Origin of the sequence: Corynebacterium sp. (assembly GCF_012837295.1) — a bacterium.
Classification (GTDB): Bacteria; Actinomycetota; Actinomycetes; order Mycobacteriales; family Mycobacteriaceae; genus Corynebacterium.
Window position 1 is genome coordinate 1 of record NZ_DURI01000318.1, and the last position, 14,456, is coordinate 14,456.

General features: G+C 69.7%; 14 protein-coding genes and 1 pseudogene. 12 read left to right on the forward strand and 3 right to left on the reverse strand.

The window, feature by feature from the left end:
- Nucleotides 1–365: pseudogene (locus GX015_RS10370) on the forward strand (adenylosuccinate lyase); the annotation flags it as partial.
- A gap of 22 nt (nt 366–387) precedes the next feature.
- Here GX015_RS10370 and GX015_RS10375 read toward each other — a convergent pair.
- Nucleotides 388–1,215 carry a superoxide dismutase family protein gene (locus tag GX015_RS10375; RefSeq protein ID WP_291344957.1) on the reverse strand — a complete coding sequence of 276 codons (828 nt, stop codon included), beginning with the start codon at nt 1,213–1,215 and terminating at the stop codon, nt 388–390.
- A gap of 211 nt (nt 1,216–1,426) precedes the next feature.
- On the opposite strand from GX015_RS10375, the gene GX015_RS10380 reads away from it, so the two are divergent.
- From GX015_RS10380 to hypE, 3 genes are read left to right on the forward strand one after another with little or no spacing between them, the layout of a single operon-like run.
- On the forward strand, nt 1,427–1,696 hold the full coding sequence (locus tag GX015_RS10380; protein ID WP_291344974.1) for a HypC/HybG/HupF family hydrogenase formation chaperone: 270 nt from the start codon (nt 1,427–1,429) through the stop codon (nt 1,694–1,696).
- Between the two features lie 13 nt (nt 1,697–1,709).
- Nucleotides 1,710–2,861 (forward strand): hydrogenase formation protein HypD, encoded by a 1,152-nt coding sequence (hypD, locus tag GX015_RS10385; protein WP_291344960.1) that lies wholly within the window; start codon nt 1,710–1,712, stop codon nt 2,859–2,861.
- A gap of 19 nt (nt 2,862–2,880) precedes the next feature.
- Nucleotides 2,881–4,002, forward strand: coding sequence for a hydrogenase expression/formation protein HypE (hypE, locus tag GX015_RS10390; RefSeq protein ID WP_291344962.1), 1,122 nt, complete (start codon nt 2,881–2,883; stop codon nt 4,000–4,002).
- A 27-nt stretch (nt 4,003–4,029) separates the two neighbouring features.
- Here hypE and hypF read toward each other — a convergent pair whose 3' ends face one another.
- Entirely contained in the window at nt 4,030–6,450 is a 2,421-nt protein-coding gene (gene hypF, locus GX015_RS10395; RefSeq protein ID WP_291344963.1) for a carbamoyltransferase HypF, read from the reverse strand.
- Between the two features lie 154 nt (nt 6,451–6,604).
- Here hypF and GX015_RS10400 point away from each other — a divergent pair, with 154 nt between their 5' ends.
- The 6 genes from GX015_RS10400 to GX015_RS10425 all read left to right on the forward strand — a co-directional run bounded on the left by GX015_RS10400 (nt 6,605) and on the right by GX015_RS10425 (nt 12,475).
- On the forward strand, nt 6,605–6,964 hold the full coding sequence (locus tag GX015_RS10400) for a hydrogenase maturation nickel metallochaperone HypA (RefSeq protein ID WP_046650255.1): 360 nt from the start codon (nt 6,605–6,607) through the stop codon (nt 6,962–6,964).
- A 1-nt stretch (nt 6,965) separates the two neighbouring features.
- Entirely contained in the window at nt 6,966–7,826 is an 861-nt protein-coding gene (gene hypB, locus GX015_RS10405) for a hydrogenase nickel incorporation protein HypB (RefSeq protein WP_046650230.1), read from the forward strand.
- A 157-nt stretch (nt 7,827–7,983) separates the two neighbouring features.
- Entirely contained in the window at nt 7,984–9,207 is a 1,224-nt protein-coding gene (locus GX015_RS10410) for a hydrogenase small subunit (protein ID WP_046650254.1), read from the forward strand.
- Entirely contained in the window at nt 9,208–10,950 is a 1,743-nt protein-coding gene (locus GX015_RS10415; RefSeq protein WP_046650229.1) for a nickel-dependent hydrogenase large subunit, read from the forward strand.
- Nucleotides 10,947–11,834 carry a Ni/Fe-hydrogenase, b-type cytochrome subunit gene (gene cybH / locus GX015_RS10420; protein ID WP_291344968.1) on the forward strand — a complete coding sequence of 296 codons (888 nt, stop codon included), beginning with the start codon at nt 10,947–10,949 and terminating at the stop codon, nt 11,832–11,834. Before GX015_RS10415 ends, cybH begins: the two co-directional genes overlap by 4 nt.
- A complete protein-coding gene (locus GX015_RS10425; RefSeq protein WP_291344970.1) occupies nt 11,831–12,475 on the forward strand; it encodes a hydrogenase maturation protease in 645 nt (214 codons plus the stop codon). Before cybH ends, GX015_RS10425 begins: the two co-directional genes overlap by 4 nt.
- Here GX015_RS10425 and GX015_RS10430 read toward each other — a convergent pair.
- The gene (locus GX015_RS10430; protein WP_046650228.1) at nt 12,472–12,810 is read right to left on the reverse strand and encodes a hydrogenase maturation nickel metallochaperone HypA; all 339 of its coding nucleotides are present in this window, start codon (nt 12,808–12,810) and stop codon (nt 12,472–12,474) included. The two genes, GX015_RS10425 and GX015_RS10430, sit on opposite strands and share 4 nt — an antisense overlap.
- A gap of 44 nt (nt 12,811–12,854) precedes the next feature.
- Between GX015_RS10430 and GX015_RS10435 the strand changes: the two genes are divergently transcribed.
- A complete protein-coding gene (locus GX015_RS10435) occupies nt 12,855–14,144 on the forward strand; it encodes a reducing hydrogenase subunit alpha (protein WP_291344972.1) in 1,290 nt (429 codons plus the stop codon).
- A gap of 1 nt (nt 14,145) precedes the next feature.
- Nucleotides 14,146–14,391 (forward strand): HypC/HybG/HupF family hydrogenase formation chaperone, encoded by a 246-nt coding sequence (locus GX015_RS10440; protein WP_046650226.1) that lies wholly within the window; start codon nt 14,146–14,148, stop codon nt 14,389–14,391.
- Nucleotides 14,392–14,456 lie beyond the last annotated feature (65 nt).

Below are 14,456 nucleotides of genomic sequence, written 5' to 3' on the forward strand. Positions count from 1 at the left end.
CCTTCCCGGCGATGATCGACCGTGAGCTGGAGCGTTACCTGCCGTTCCTGGCGTCCACCAAGGTCCTCATGGCGTGCGTCCGCGCGGGCGTGGGCCGCGAGGAGGCGCACGAGGTCATCAAGGAGCATGCCGTCGGCTCCGCCCTGGACATGCGCGAAAAGGGCGCCGAGCAGTCGCTGGTCGAGCGCCTCGCCGCCGATTCCCGCATTCCGCTCGACGAGGAGGGCCTGCGCGACGCGCTCGCCGACCGCCACGCCTTCATCGGCGCCGCGGAATCCCAGGTCGATCGCGTCGTCGCTCGCGTCGACGAGCTCGTGGCGAAGCACCCGGAGGCCGCCGGCTACAAGCCCGGCGACATCCTTTAGCCGGGCTCCGGCGGCGAGCCGTTTAGTTCGCCTCCTCCGAGGTCGGCTCGCTGGTCGCGGATGTCTCGGAAGTCGCGGACGTCTCGGACGTCTCCGACTCATCCGAGGTCGACGTCGAGCCGGCGCCTCCCTCGGACTCCTCGACCACGCCGCACAGGGTGCGGTCGCCGGCGTCGCCGGTCTTCATGGTGTCCTCGTCCGGGCCGTCTTCGGCGTACCGCTCGGGGACGTTGGCGAAGTTGTCCGGGTCGGAGTGGACGATGACGGCCGAGCCGTCGTCGTCGAGAAGCAGCTCCCGGGTCAGGCGGTCGGTGGTGAACGTCATGGAGGCGTTGCCGTCCTCGCCGATCAGCAACGGCGGCATGTCGCCGGCGTGACCGGCGCCGCCGTCCGGGTTGCCGTGGCCGACGTCCGCGGCGTCACCGGTCAGGTGCCCGCCGGCGGAAAGGAAGTCGCCGGTCTTGGAACCGTCGGGGGAGTCGCTGTCGGGTTCGCAGACGCCGTTGCCGTGGACGTGGAAGCCGCGGAATCCGGGTTCGAGGTCGCGGGCCTCGACGGTGACGGTGACGCGATCGCCGTCCTCGGCGAAGGTGACCGTGCCCGCGTCGTCGCCGTCGGCGGTTTGGAGCGCGGCGGTGGCGAAGCCCTCGTCGCCCGCCGCGGCGGAGGTGCTGGTCTCGGACGTGCCCGTCTCGGCGGCCGCCGCCGCGTCGGATTCGGTGACGGTGGTGGTCTCGGTGGTGGCGTCGCCGCCGAGGTCGATTCCGCCGTCGCCGCAGGCCGCGAGGCCGAGCGTGAGGGTCGCGGCTCCGAGCGTCGCTGCGGTGATTCGGGTGGTGCGGTGTCGCATGGTCTCTCCTGGTGTCGTCGGGTGTCGTCGTAAACGTCGGTCCGGCAATCGATGTGACCTGTGACACAACATGTTACCCATGTTCACCGCTGGTGTGCGAGGGCCGTGCGCCCGACTCCCGATCCGGGCGAAGTTGTAAGGTCGGATCAGTAGTCCGTTTCCGGCAGCGCCACCAGCGGAACAGCGCCACCAGCAGAACGTGGAGAACGTCATGTGCCTCGGCATCCCGGCCCAGATCGTCGACATCCCCGATCCCGCGCGCGCGAAAGTCGCCATCAGCGGCGTCGAGCGGATGATCGCCACCGATTTGCTTCTCGACGAAGCGCTGGCGGTCGGTGATTGGGTGCTGGTTCACGTCGGTTTCGCCCTGAGCAAGATCGACGAGGAAGAGGCGGCGCTGACGCTGACGCAAATCGAGCGGCTCGGCGGGGACGTGCTTTCCGACGAAGTCGATTCCTTCACCACCAGCCGGATCGAATGAACGGGGGAGCGCCGTGAAGTACGTCGACGAATTCCGGGACCCGGAGGCGGCGAAGAAGCTGCTGCGGGCCATCGAGGCCAACGCCGCCAAGCTGGACGGGCCCATCGCCCTGATGGAGGTCTGTGGCGGCCACACCCACACCATCTACCGCTACGGGCTGGAGAACCTGCTGCCGGAGAACATCGAGCTGGTCCACGGCCCCGGTTGCCCGGTGTGCGTGATCCCGATGGGCCGGGTGGACGATGCGCTGTGGCTGGCGGCGCAGGATGACGTCATCCTCACCACCTTCGGCGACATGATGCGCGTGCCCGGTTCGGAGGGTTCGCTTCTCGACGCCCGCGCGAAGGGCGCCGACGTGCGTTTCGTGTATTCGCCGTTGGACGCGCTGAAGTTGGCGGAGGAGAACCCGGACAAGCACGTCGTGTTCTTCGCCGTGGGGTTCGAGACCACCGCGCCGTCCACGGCGGTGACGTTGGAGGCGGCCCGTCGCAAAGCAATCCCGAACTTCTCGGTGTTCTCCAATCACGTGACCATCGAGCCCCCGCTGCGGGCGATCGTCGACGGCGGGGAGACCGAGGTCGACGGGTTCATCGGCCCCGGCCACGTGGCCACGGTGGTGGGCACGAAGGCGTTCGATTTCCTGCCGGGCGAGTTCGGCATGCCGTGCGTGGTCGCCGGCTTCGAGCCGTTGGACATCCTGCAGGCCGTGGCGATGTTGGTGGAGCAGTTCGTCTCCGGCGACGTCGCCGCCGGCAAGGCGGCGGTGGGCAACCAGTACGCGCGCGTGGTGCGGCCCGAGGGCAACCCGGCGGCCGAGGCGCTGCTGGATCGCGTGTTCACCGTCCGCGACCGCTTCGAATGGCGCGGGCTGGGCTGGCTCGACGACTCCGGGCTGGGCATCGCCGAGGAGTATGCGCGGTGGGATGCGGAGAAACGCTTCACCGTCCCCGGCGCGCTGATCCCCGACCCCGTGGCCTGCGAGTGCGGCTCGGTGCTCACCGGGCGGATCAAGCCGTGGGAGTGCCGGGTGTTCGGCACGGCGTGCACGCCGGATACGCCGATCGGCACGTGCATGGTTTCGCCGGAGGGCGCCTGCGCGGCGTACTACAACTTCGGCCGCATCGACCGGAAGGTCACCGTCGAGCTGGGCTCGCGCCCGAATTGACCCGGAAACAGGAGAATCAGTGGATCCCAAGAACCGCCTCAACGACGACGAGGACCGGGTCAACGCCAACATCGGCCGCGTGCGGGCGCGCAAGCACAGGCTTCGCGACGACCACGTGACCCTCGCCCACGGCGCCGGCGGCAAGGCGTCGGCGGCGCTGGTGGAGAACGTGTTCTGGGAGATCTTCGGCGGGGACGTCCTGCCCGACGGCGGGGACTCGGCCGTGCTTCCGCTGGCCGGGATTCTGGGGGAAGGCGCGGGTGCAGACGCCGCCGGTTCGCTCGCCATGTCCACCGACTCCTACGTGGTCAACCCCATCGAGTTCCCGGGCGGCGACATCGGCGAGCTCGCGGTCAACGGCACGGTCAACGACCTCGCGGTGGCCGGCGCGGTGCCGAAGGCGATCACCGCGGCGTTCGTGCTCGAGGAGGGCCTGCCCATCGACGTGCTGCGCCGCATCGTCGAGTCGATGGCGCGGGCGGCGGAGGCCGCGGGCGTGGCCATCGTCGCCGGCGACACGAAGGTGGTGCCGCGCGGGGCGTGCGACAAGCTGTACATCACCACCGCCGGCGTCGGCGTCGTGCCCGCCGGCCGCCGCACCGGGTACGGGGAGATCGCGGAGGGCGACCGGATCATCGTGTCCGGCCCCATCGCCGATCACGGCATGGCGGTGATGATGGCCCGCGGCGACCTGGCCATCGAGGCCCCCATCCAGTCCGACACCCGCGCCGTCAACGGACTGGTGGAGGCGCTGTTCGCCGCGGTGCCCGACGTCCGTTTCCTGCGCGACGCCACGCGCGGCGGGTTGGCCACGGTCATGAACGAGCTGGCCCGCGGCTCCGGCAAGGGCATCGCGCTCGACGACGGCGCCATCGCGGTGCGCGACATGACCCGCGCCGCCTGCGACATGCTCGGCATCGACCCGTTGTACGTGGCCAACGAGGGCACGTTCACCGCCGTCGTGCCGGAAGGCTCCGCCGAGGCCGCCGTCGCCGCGCTCCACGACGCCGGTGCGCCGGAGGCCCGCGTCATCGGCCGCGTCGTCGCCGAGCCCGCCGCCTCCGTCGTGCTGGTCACCGGCTTCGGCGGCACGCGCATGGTGGACATGCTGGTCGGCGATCCGCTGCCGCGCATCTGCTAGCTCGGCTTTCTCCGGGCCGGGCCCGCTTTACGACGTTTCCCGCCCCGCACGCAGTCCCGCCATCGCCTGGCCCACGGCCAGACCGCCATCATTGGCGGGGACGACGCGGTGTTCCAGCAACGTCAGTCCACGGGCGGCGAGGTCGTCGCGCAGCGCGGACATGAGGATGCGGTTTAGGGCGCACCCGCCGGTGACTCCGACGATCGCCGTGTCCGCGGTCTCGGCCGCCAGCGCCATCCGTTCGCCGATGATCCGCGCCAGGCCGACGTGGAATCGCAGGGCGCGGACGGAGGATGAGTACTCGGGATGGGCCAGCTCCTGGAACAACTCGGGGATCGTCGTGGCGGTGGAGGTGGGGACGGTGGGAGAGGCGGCAGAATCGCTTTTCGCGTCCATCTCATCCAGCGCCGTCTGCGCCAGGTGCTCGAACTCCATGGCGGCCTGCGCCTCGTAGCTCACCGCGCCGTCGTCCCATTTCGCGCCGCATCCGGCGATGACGGCGGCGGTGTCGAAGATGCGGCCGAGCGACGTGGACTTCACCACGCCGACGCCGGCGGCCAGCTGCGATTCGAGCAGCGCCCGCTCGGTGGTGGCTTCGGCGGGGACTACGGCGTCGAGCGGCACATCGAGCCCCCACGACCGGGCGATGCACACCGCCGTCCGCCACGGCCTCTCCACCGACCGATCACCGCCGGCGAAGGCGAAGGCGGGCACATGCCACGTCCGCGACCAACTCCAAAGGTCGCCCCGGCTCCCGTCCTCGTCGCCGTCGTCGCAGCCCACGGTCAGAATCTCGCCGCCCCAGATCGTCCCGTCGGTGCCGTAACCGGTGCCGTCGAGCGCCGCGATCACCGCCGGCCCCTCCGCGATCCCATGCTCGGCGAGCAGCGCCAGCGCGTGCGCGTAGTGGTGTTGGACGCCGAGCAGCTGGATCCCGCGCTCATCCCAGTACCGCTCCGCCCACGCGGTCGTCGCGTAGTCGGGGTGCAGGTCGTGGACGACGAGGTCCGGCGCGACCCGCCGCATCGCCAGCATCCGCTCGACCGACTCGCCGAACGTCGCCTGCGTCACCGCCGACCGCATGTCCCCGATGTGCGGCGACACGTGGGCCATGCCCGCGTCTCCGTCGTCCCCGCCATCGACGACGGCGAACGTGTTCTTCAGTTCACCTCCGACGGCGAGGATGTGCCGGGGCGAGGGGCCGTCGTCACGCGGGGACGGCAGGGGAAGCGGCAAGGGCGCGAAGCCGCGCGACCGCCGGACCGGACGCGCGCCGAGGAACACCGAATCCTCCACGGGCACGTGAATGCCGCGATCATGCAGCAGAAACGCGTCCGCGATGTGCGCGAGCCGCTCCCGCGCCGACGCGTTGTCGTGGCACAGCGCCTCGCCCGGCGGGTTGCCGGACGTGGCCACGAGCGGCTTGTCGACGAGAAGCTCGTGCAGCGGCGAATACGGCAACATCACCCCGACGTCGCCGAGGCCGGGCGCGACCGACGGGGCGAGTTCCGGCGCGGAGCCGGTGGCGTCGGGGCGCAGAGGCGCAATCACGATCGGGTGCGCCGGCGAGGTGAGCAGCGCCAGCTCGGTGTCCCCGAACTCGGCGAGGCGTTGGGCGGCCCCGGCGTCGGGGGCCATCACCGCGAAGGGCTTGGCGGGGCGGTGCTTGCGGCGGCGCAGCTCGGCGACGGCGTGCTCGTTGGCCGCGTCGCACATGAGGTGGAAGCCGCCGATGCCCTTCACCGCGAGGATCGCGCCGTCGTCGAGAAGCTCGCGGGCGCGCGCGATGGTGGCCGCCATGAATTCGGGGGAGCGGTCGGGTTCGGGAGTGGGAGCGCCGGGTTCTTCGAGCCACAGCCGCGGGCCGCAGTCGAAGCAGCTGATCGGCTGGGCGTGATGGCGGCGGTCGCCCGGGTCGGAGTACTCGGCGGCGCATGCCGGGCACAGGGGGAACTCGCGCATCGTGGTGTTCGGGCGGTCGTAGGGGACGTCCTCGATGATGGTCAGGCGCGGCCCGCAATTGACGCACGTGATGAACGGGTGGCCGAAGCGCCGGTTGCCCGGATCCCGCATCTCCGCGAGGCAGTCGGGGCAGGTGGCGACATCCGGCGGCAGCAACGTCGGCGCACCCTCGGCACGGCGGGATTCCAGGATTTCGAAGGCGGGTGCGGCATCGGCGTCGGAATCGTCGGCGCGGCCGCCGCGCACGGGCAGCTCGCGCACCTCGTGGCCGAGGATCCGCGCGAGCGGCGGGGCGTCGCCAAGCACCTGCGTGATGAAGGCGTCGACCTCCGCCGGCACGCCCTGGACCTCGATGAACACCTCGCGGTCGTCGTTGCCGCAGAACCCGGAGACGCGATGCCGGGCGGCGACGGCGGCGACGTGCGGGCGGAACCCCACGCCCTGGATCACGCCGCGCAGCAGGTGTTCCCGCCGGATTTCGCTCATGATGCGAGCTTAACGCCCACCCGAATCGCCTTGACAGGTGTTCCCCATCGGTTTCGCGGATGTGCCCAATCTAACTTCGGCGTTACCGCAGGTCGGGGGGTGTCACGCGGAAGCGGGCTACAAGTAACTCAAATCCGCGTCTAAGGTGGAGCATATGCACGAAGTGGCCTTGAGCATGCAGCTTGCGCGCATCGTCACCAAGGCCGCCGATAACCGAAAAGTCCTGGTCGTTCGGCTGGAAGTCGGCGCACTGCGTCAGGTGGTGCCCGACACTCTGGCCCATGCCTGGAGGTTCGTGGTCAAGGACACCAACCTCGGCGGTTCCCGTCTCGACGTCGATTGGAAACCGGTGGTGCTGGAATGCCCCGCCGGACACGTCGCGGAGCTGCCCGAGCCGTGGGGGTTCGACTGCCGGATCTGCGGGGAGCCGGCGAAAGTCGTGGGCGGCGAAGAGTTTCGGGTGCTGGACATCGAACTCGGTCCGACGACAGAGCCAACGCGGGAAAGAGCGTGAGATGGGTCGTTTCCACAGGCACGACGACGGCACGGTGCATGCGCATGACCATGGGGATCATCCGCACGAGCACCATCACCACCACGATCACGGGCACGGCCACGATCATGGCCATGCGCACGACCATGCGCACGATCTGAGCCACGTCGACGCCGACAGCGCCGAGCACGGTGACCACACCGGTTACGACACCGGCCGCGAGCGGGTGCTGATCCTCGAGGACATTTTCACGGAGAACGACGTCCGCGCCGCGGAAAACAGGGCGCTTTTCGACGATCACGGCGTCACCGCCATCAACGTGATGAGCTCGCCGGGCTCGGGCAAGACCGCCCTGCTCCGCCACGCGCTGGAGGACCTGCGGGGGAAGGTCCGGGTCGGGGTCATCGAGGGGGACATCGAGACGCCGCTCGACGCGGAGCGTCTGGAGGGCTTCGGCGCCCAGATTTCCCTGCTCAACACGGGCAACGGCTTCGGCGGCGAGTGCCACCTGGATGCGCCGATGATTTCCTCGGCGCTGAGGGGCCTGGATCTGGCGGAGCTGGACCTGGTGTTCATCGAGAACGTGGGCAACCTGGTGTGCCCGGCCGAGTTCGAGGTCGGCGAGCACCGGAAGATGATGGTCTACGCGGTGACGGAGGGCGAGGACAAGCCCCTGAAGTACCCGGTGATGTTCCGCTCGGTGGAGGCGGTGGCGGTGAACAAGATCGACCTGCTGCCGTACCTCGACTTCGACATGGACCTGTTCCTGGCGAACCTGCGCACGGTCAATCCGGACGCGAAGGTCTTCGAGGTCTCTGCCAAGACGGGCGAGGGCCTGGACGCGTGGCTGGGCTGGCTGCTCGAGGGGAAGGGCGACCGATGACCTCGGCAGCACGCGCGGTGAACCGCATTGACACGACTTGCTCGACGACGAACCTGCGGGCGGAGACATCACCCGCACTTGTATGCGATGACGGGGGTGCGCACCGCCGATCGTGGTGCCGGTCCTCGGACTCTCTGTGGACTGGGAGGACACGGAAATGAACATCGGCCATGGCTGGCGGGGTGAGACGCTCGCCGAGAATCTGGAGAGGTCGGGCGTATCGCGCCGGGACTTCATGAAATTCTGCGGCGGGCTCGCCGCGATCTTCGCCGCGGGGACGCCCGCCATGGCCGGGGCTCAGGAGCTGACGCCGGCCGCGCAGGAGATCGCGGACAAGCTCGGCGCGGTGGAAAAGCCCAACGTGGTGTGGCTGCAGCTGCAGGAGTGCACCGGCTGCATGGAGTCGGTGCTGCGCTCCGGCGGGGCGACGGTGGAGGACCTGGTGCTCAATCGCCTGTCCATGCCGTACAACGAGCTGCTCATGGCGCCATCGGGGCATGCGGCGGAGAAGGCGCTGGACGACGCCAACGCGGAGCCGCACATCCTGGTGGTCAACGGTTCGGTGCCCATGAAGGACGACGGAATCTACTGCACCATCGGCGGCAAGTCCTCCGAGCAGGTGCTCATGGAGGCCGCGGAAAACGCCACCGCCATCCTGGCCGTGGGCGCGTGCGCGGTGTGGGGGTCGGTGCAGGCCGCGAAGCCGAACCCGACCGGCGCCGTCGGCATCGACGAGCTGATCAAGGACAAGCCGGTCATCAACGTCGCCGGCTGCCCGCCGATCGGCGAGGTGATCACCGCGACGATCACGTACATCCTCACCCACGGCGAGGCCCCGAAGGTCGACGCCGAGGGGCGCCCGCTGTTCGCATACGACCAGCGCATCCACGACTCCTGCCCGCGCCGCCCCCACTTCGACGCCGGCCAGTTCGTGCGCACCTTCGACGACGAGGCCGCCCGCAACGGCTGGTGCCTGTACGAGGTCGGCTGCAAGGGCCCGTCGACGTTCAGCCCGTGCCCGATCATCCAGTGGAACCTCAAGTCCGGTTGGCCGATCGGCCAGGGCCATCCGTGCATCGGCTGCACGGAGAAGGATTTCTTCGACAAGTTCACCCCGTTCTACGAGGAGCTGCCCAACGTCAGCGGCTTCGGCGTGGAATCCACCGCCGCGAAGCTGGGGCTCGGCGCCGTCGGCGTCGCGGCCGCGGGCGTGGCGGTGCATGCGGGCATCACGACGTTCAAGCAGATCGGCATTCGGCAGAAGTCCGGGGACGAGAGGGTGATCGCCAAGTTCGGCGAGGGCCCCGATGCGGGGTCGGCGGGACGCGCCGTCGACGCACACGACAACATGCCCGGCGACGTGACGGGAAAGGACAGCTAAATGGCCACCGAGAGACTCGTCATCGATCCGTTGACCCGCATCGAGGGTCACCTGCGCATCGAGTTGGAGCACGAGAACGGGAAGATCTCCGACGCGTGGAGCGAGACCACCATGTTCCGCGGCATCGAGGAGATCTGCCGCGGGCGCGACCCCCGCGACGTGTGGGCCTTCGTCGGCCGCATCTGCGGCGTGTGCACGGGCGTGCACTCGGTCGCCTCCGTCGTCGCGGTGGAGGACGCCATCGGCTCCAATCCGCCGCCGCAGGCCCGCCGCATCCGTGACCTGGTGCTGGGCTCGCAGGAGGTCCATGACCACGCGGTGCACTTCTACCACCTGCACGCCCTGGACTGGGTCAACGTGGTCTCGGCCGCGGAGGCCGACGTGGACAAGGCGCTGGAGTTCGCCAGGTCGATCGGTTCGACGTGGCGCGGCAACACCTTCGACAAGTTCACCAAGGTCAAGGAGACCCTCAACCAGGTCATCGAGTCCGGTCAGCTGTCGATCTTCACCGGCGGCTACTGGGAGCACCCCGACTACCGCCTGCCCGCCGAGGCCAATCTCATGGCGGTGTCGCACTATCTCGACGCCCTGGAGTTCCAGCGGTCGATCATCCGCATCAACACGGTCTTCGGCGGCAAGAACCCGCACCCGAACTTCCTCGTCGGCGGCATGGCCTGCTCGATCGACCCCGACAAGTCGGAGACGGTCAACCAGGTCCACCTGGACCAGGTCGAGACGTGGGTCGCCGAGATGGTCGAGTTCGTGCGCGATTGCTACTACCCGGACGCCGTGGCGATCATGGGCGCGTACAAGGACTACTTCGACATCGGCGCCGCCGCCCCGAATTTCCTGGCGGTGGGCATGGCCGGCGCGACGTACGCGGGCAATCCGGCGGAGTCGCGCGTCGAAACCGTGCACCCGGAGATCAAGCCCGGCGTCGTCCTCGACGGCGACTACTCGAAGGTCGTGCCCTTCGATCCGGAGAAAATCGAGGAGTTCGTCTCCTCGGCGTGGTTCACCTACGAGGACGGCGACGACAAGGGCCTGCACCCGCTGGTCGGCGAGACCACGGTCGAGTACACCGGCCCGAAGCCCCCGTACGACTGGTTGGGCGACGACGAGAAGTACACGTGGTCGAAGGCGCCGCGCTACGACGGCCGCGTCATCCAGGTCGGCCCCGTCGCGCGCGTCCTCAACGCGTACATCCAAGGCGAATCCCGGACCAAACAGCTCGTCGACGAAGCCGTCGGCAAGCTCGGCATTCGCATCGAGCAGATGAATTCCACGGCGGGACGCACCTACGCCCGCGCCGTGGAGGCGGTGACCACCGCGGAGTACATGGCCGACGTGGTCATGCCGCAGTTCGTCGACGGCATCCGCAACGGCGACATCGACGTCTTCGACGCGAGCAAGTGGGAGCCGTCGAGCTGGCCCGACGAATGCTCGGGCATGGCCTTCACCGAGGTCGCGCGCGGCATGCTCAGCCACTTCACGTCCATCAAGGACGGCAAGGTGTCCAACTACCAGGCGGTCGTGCCCACCACGTGGCTGGCCGGCGGCCGCGATCCGCAGGGCCGCCTCGGCCCGTACGAGGAGTCGCTGGCCAACGGGCATCCGCTGGCGGACCCGGAGCAGCCGCTGGAGCCGATCCGCACGATCCACTCCTTCGACCCCTGCATGTCCTGCGCGGTGCACGTGCTGGACCCGGAGGGGACGGAGATCTTCAAGACGGTGACGTCATGACCGCGCCAGACAAGACGCCCGACAAGACCCCCGATCTGGGCCGCGAAGCGGAGGCCATGTCCGCCGATTCGATGCGGGAGCCGGGCGAGCCCCGCCGCATGGTCGACGGCGACGAGTACGTCCGCATCGATCTGTGGTCGGCGGGCCTGCGCTTCCAGCATTGGGCGTCGGTGCTGCTCATCGTGGTGATGTCGGCGACGGGCTGGTACATCATGGACCCGTTCTTCGGACCCGACGCGGCGTCGGCCGCGGCCTCGGGTGAGACGGGCTACCTGATGGGCATCATCCGCACGATCCACATCACGGCCGGTTTCCTGTGGTGCGGCGTGGCCCTGGCGCGCCTGTTCATGCTGTTCTTCGCGCGCGGCAAGCAGTCGCGGTGGAAGGCGCTGTCCCCGTTCCATTCGAAGGCGGACCTCAAGGGCCTGTGGGACGTCACGCTGTACTACGCGTTCCTGAAGAAGCACGCCCCGCTGTACATCGCCCACAATCCGCTGCAGCAGCTGTCCTACACCGGCATTTACGTGATGTGCCTGCTGCAGCTGCTCACGGGCCTGGCCTTGTACGGGCTGTACGACCAGTCGAATTGGTTCCTCATGGTGCTGTCGTACCCGATCCACTGGTTCGGCATCCCGATCATCCGGCTGGTCCACGCGGTGCTGATGTTCCTGATCTGGGTGTTCGTGGTCATCCACGTGTACCTGGCGGTGCGGTCGGACGTCGTGGAGAAGCACGGCGGCATTTCCTCCATGATCAACGGCGGCATGTGGCTGCACCGCGACGCGAAGCCCGTCGACGGCGAGCGCGTCGGACCTCCCGAGAAGGCGGACCGCAAGGGCCGCCGTTTCCGGTGGGCGCGCGCGAACCGGTGGACGGCGAAGTGAGCGAAGTCAATGGCCCGGCGATCACGGTCCTGGGCGTCGGCAACGCCGTCATGGGCGACGACGCCGCCGGACTGGAGATCCTGCGCCTGCTCAAGGCGCGGGTCGCGGGCGGCTCCGGCAACTCGCCCGCCCCGGTCGACGTCGACGCCCTCGTCCCGCTGGCCAGTGCGTCGGCGTCGCCGTCGGTGCCGGGCGGTCTGGGGCTTTACGACGCCCACGTGACCCCCGCTTCGGCCACCGCCACGGACATCGCCGCGGGCCCCGGCGGCCGCATCGGCGACGTCGCGTTCGTGGAGGGCGGCACTTCCGGCCTGGAGCTGGTGGGCGTCGTCGGCGAGGCGCGCAAGCTGCTGGTCCTCGACGGCCTGACGGGGCCGGGGGAGCCCGGTGACGTGGTGGTGCTGGAAGGCGACCAGGTGCCGAGGCTGCTCAGCTCGAAGCTCTCGCCGCACCAGGTCGGCCTGCTCGATCTGCTGGCCACGGCGCGGCTGCTGGGCCACGAGCCGGAGCACGTCGGCGTCGTCGGCGTGGTGTGCTCCAGCGCGGAGCTCGAGGTGCGCCTGACCCCCGAGGTCGCCGCCGGCCTGCCCGCCGCCGTCGACGCCGCCGAGGAAGTGCTGTCGCGATGGGCCGCGAGCTAGGTTTCCACGTCCACTTCCCGTATCGCGAACTCCCGCCCGTGCCGCAGGTCCGCGGTGGGGGCGCCGCATTCGGGGCAGGCGAGGGCGAAGAATTCGTCGATTTCGCGTTCCGCCTCGCACGCCGGGCACCACACGGTGGCGGCGATGACCTCGACTTCCAGGTCCGCGCCCTCGCACACGGTGCCGCCGGCGGCCAACGGCCACGCGGCGTACAGGGCGTCCTCGATGACCCCGGCGCGGGTGCCCACGTCGAGGGCCACGCGCCGCACGCGCCGGCCGCTCGCCGCATCGACGATGACCTCGACCACGCCCGACAGGAGCCCCAATTCATGCATGCCCCAAGTGTGGCACGGAGTCGAACTGTGAAAGCGTTGATCCCATGAGCGAGACCATCCACCTGGACCAGCTGGTCGACCCGTTCGAGGCGAAGGTCGTCGTCGTCCGCGACGGCGCCGGGTCGATCGTCGACGCCCGGTTCGACCTCGCCGGCTTGCCGCGCCTGGACCCGATGCTCGTGGGCAAGGACGTCGCGGGCGTGCCGGACCTGGTGAAGATGCTCTGCGGCATCTGCCCCGTCGCCCACCACCTCGCGGGCGTCGCGGCGCTGGAGTCGCTGGCGGGCATCGCCCCGGACGATCTGCCGCGGCCGGTGCGCGATCAGCGCCTGCTGCTGCACCACGGCAGCGTCCTCGATTCACTGGCCTCCCGTTTCATCGGCCGCGACCGCGATCTCGCCGTGCGCCTGCGCCGCCTGGGCAAGCTGGCCATGAAGGCGGCGGGTGCGCCGGGCCATTTCCCCGACGTCGCCGTCCCCGGCGGCGTGCGCGTCCCCGTCGATGCGGGCGCCCTCGCCGAGCTTGCGGCACAGCTTCCTTCGCTTGACGACGATCTGGCCTCCCTCCTCCTCGACCTCCCCTCATCGGCGGCCGGGGCATCGTCCGGCGCACGCTTCGATGGCCTCGACGTCGCCGGCGTCGATGCCCGCGGAAAGCTCGATCCCCTCGGCGGCTACGTGGGGCTCATTGGTGAAGCCGGCAACGGTGGCGGCGTCGACGAAGCCACGCCCGCCTCCGAGTGGGCGCCCCGGGTGAAAGAGACCCGCCCCGGCGCCCCGGATCCTCGCCCCGTCATCGAGCTGGAGGCGACGAACGGCAGCGGAGTCCGCGCATGGAACTACCGCGTCGGCCCGATCTCGCGGGCGCGGTTCCGGGAGGCGGGCGCGGCCACGAACGATCCCTTCGAGGCGCAGCTGCTCACGCTCTCGGATTCGGTTGCGGCGCTGATGGGTCTGGCGGAGGCTCTGGCCGAAGGTTCGTCGGGTGCCTCCGAAGCGAGCACGGCGGATGCGGGGACGTGGGCGTCGTCAAGCATGAGGGCGGGGACCGGGATCGGCGTGGTCGACGGGCCGCGAGGCCTGCTCGCGCACGAGTACGCGGTGGATGAGGCGGGGACGGTGACGAGCTGCCGGATCCTCACTCCGACCGCCCAGAACGAGGGGTGGCTCGCCGGGATGCTGCGCGCGTCGCTGGCCGCGGCCGGGGACGGGGACAAGGAGGCGTGGGCCGAGTCGGCGATTCGGGCGGCGGATCCGTGCCTGCCGTGCACCTCGGCACCCGAGGGCGGGATGGGCGTTAAGTTGGAGGACGAGCAGAAGGAAGGCGGCCGCTGACATGTGCATCGGGATTCCGGGCAAGATCCTGGCCATCCGCGAGGGGCTGATGCCCATGGCCGACCTCGACTTCGGCGGCACCGCCCGCGAATGCTGCCTGGCCTACGTGCCGGAGGCGCGGGTGGGCGACTACGTGCTCATCCAGAACGGGTTCGCCATGGACGTCATCGACGAGCCGTCGGCGCGGGCGTCGTTGGAGGCGATCGCGGAATTGGGTCTTGCACCTGACCCTGCGTCAGGTGATTGAGTTCGGTTCATGCGAGACACGACCCACGACGGCGACGGCACCGAGCTGACCATCGGCGAGGCCGC

Coding starts and splice junctions, on each gene's coding strand:
- GX015_RS10375 (WP_291344957.1), bottom strand. CDS start 1,215: ATGCGACACCGCACCACCCGAATCACCGCAGCGACGCTCGGAGCCGCG.
- GX015_RS10380 (WP_291344974.1), top strand. CDS start 1,427: ATGTGCCTCGGCATCCCGGCCCAGATCGTCGACATCCCCGATCCCGCG.
- hypF (WP_291344963.1), bottom strand. CDS start 6,450: ATGAGCGAAATCCGGCGGGAACACCTGCTGCGCGGCGTGATCCAGGGC.
- GX015_RS10400 (WP_046650255.1), top strand. CDS start 6,605: ATGCACGAAGTGGCCTTGAGCATGCAGCTTGCGCGCATCGTCACCAAG.
- hypB (WP_046650230.1), top strand. CDS start 6,966: ATGGGTCGTTTCCACAGGCACGACGACGGCACGGTGCATGCGCATGAC.
- GX015_RS10410 (WP_046650254.1), top strand. CDS start 7,984: ATGAACATCGGCCATGGCTGGCGGGGTGAGACGCTCGCCGAGAATCTG.
- GX015_RS10415 (WP_046650229.1), top strand. CDS start 9,208: ATGGCCACCGAGAGACTCGTCATCGATCCGTTGACCCGCATCGAGGGT.
- cybH (WP_291344968.1), top strand. CDS start 10,947: ATGACCGCGCCAGACAAGACGCCCGACAAGACCCCCGATCTGGGCCGC.
- GX015_RS10430 (WP_046650228.1), bottom strand. CDS start 12,810: ATGCATGAATTGGGGCTCCTGTCGGGCGTGGTCGAGGTCATCGTCGAT.
- GX015_RS10435 (WP_291344972.1), top strand. CDS start 12,855: ATGAGCGAGACCATCCACCTGGACCAGCTGGTCGACCCGTTCGAGGCG.
- GX015_RS10440 (WP_046650226.1), top strand. CDS start 14,146: ATGTGCATCGGGATTCCGGGCAAGATCCTGGCCATCCGCGAGGGGCTG.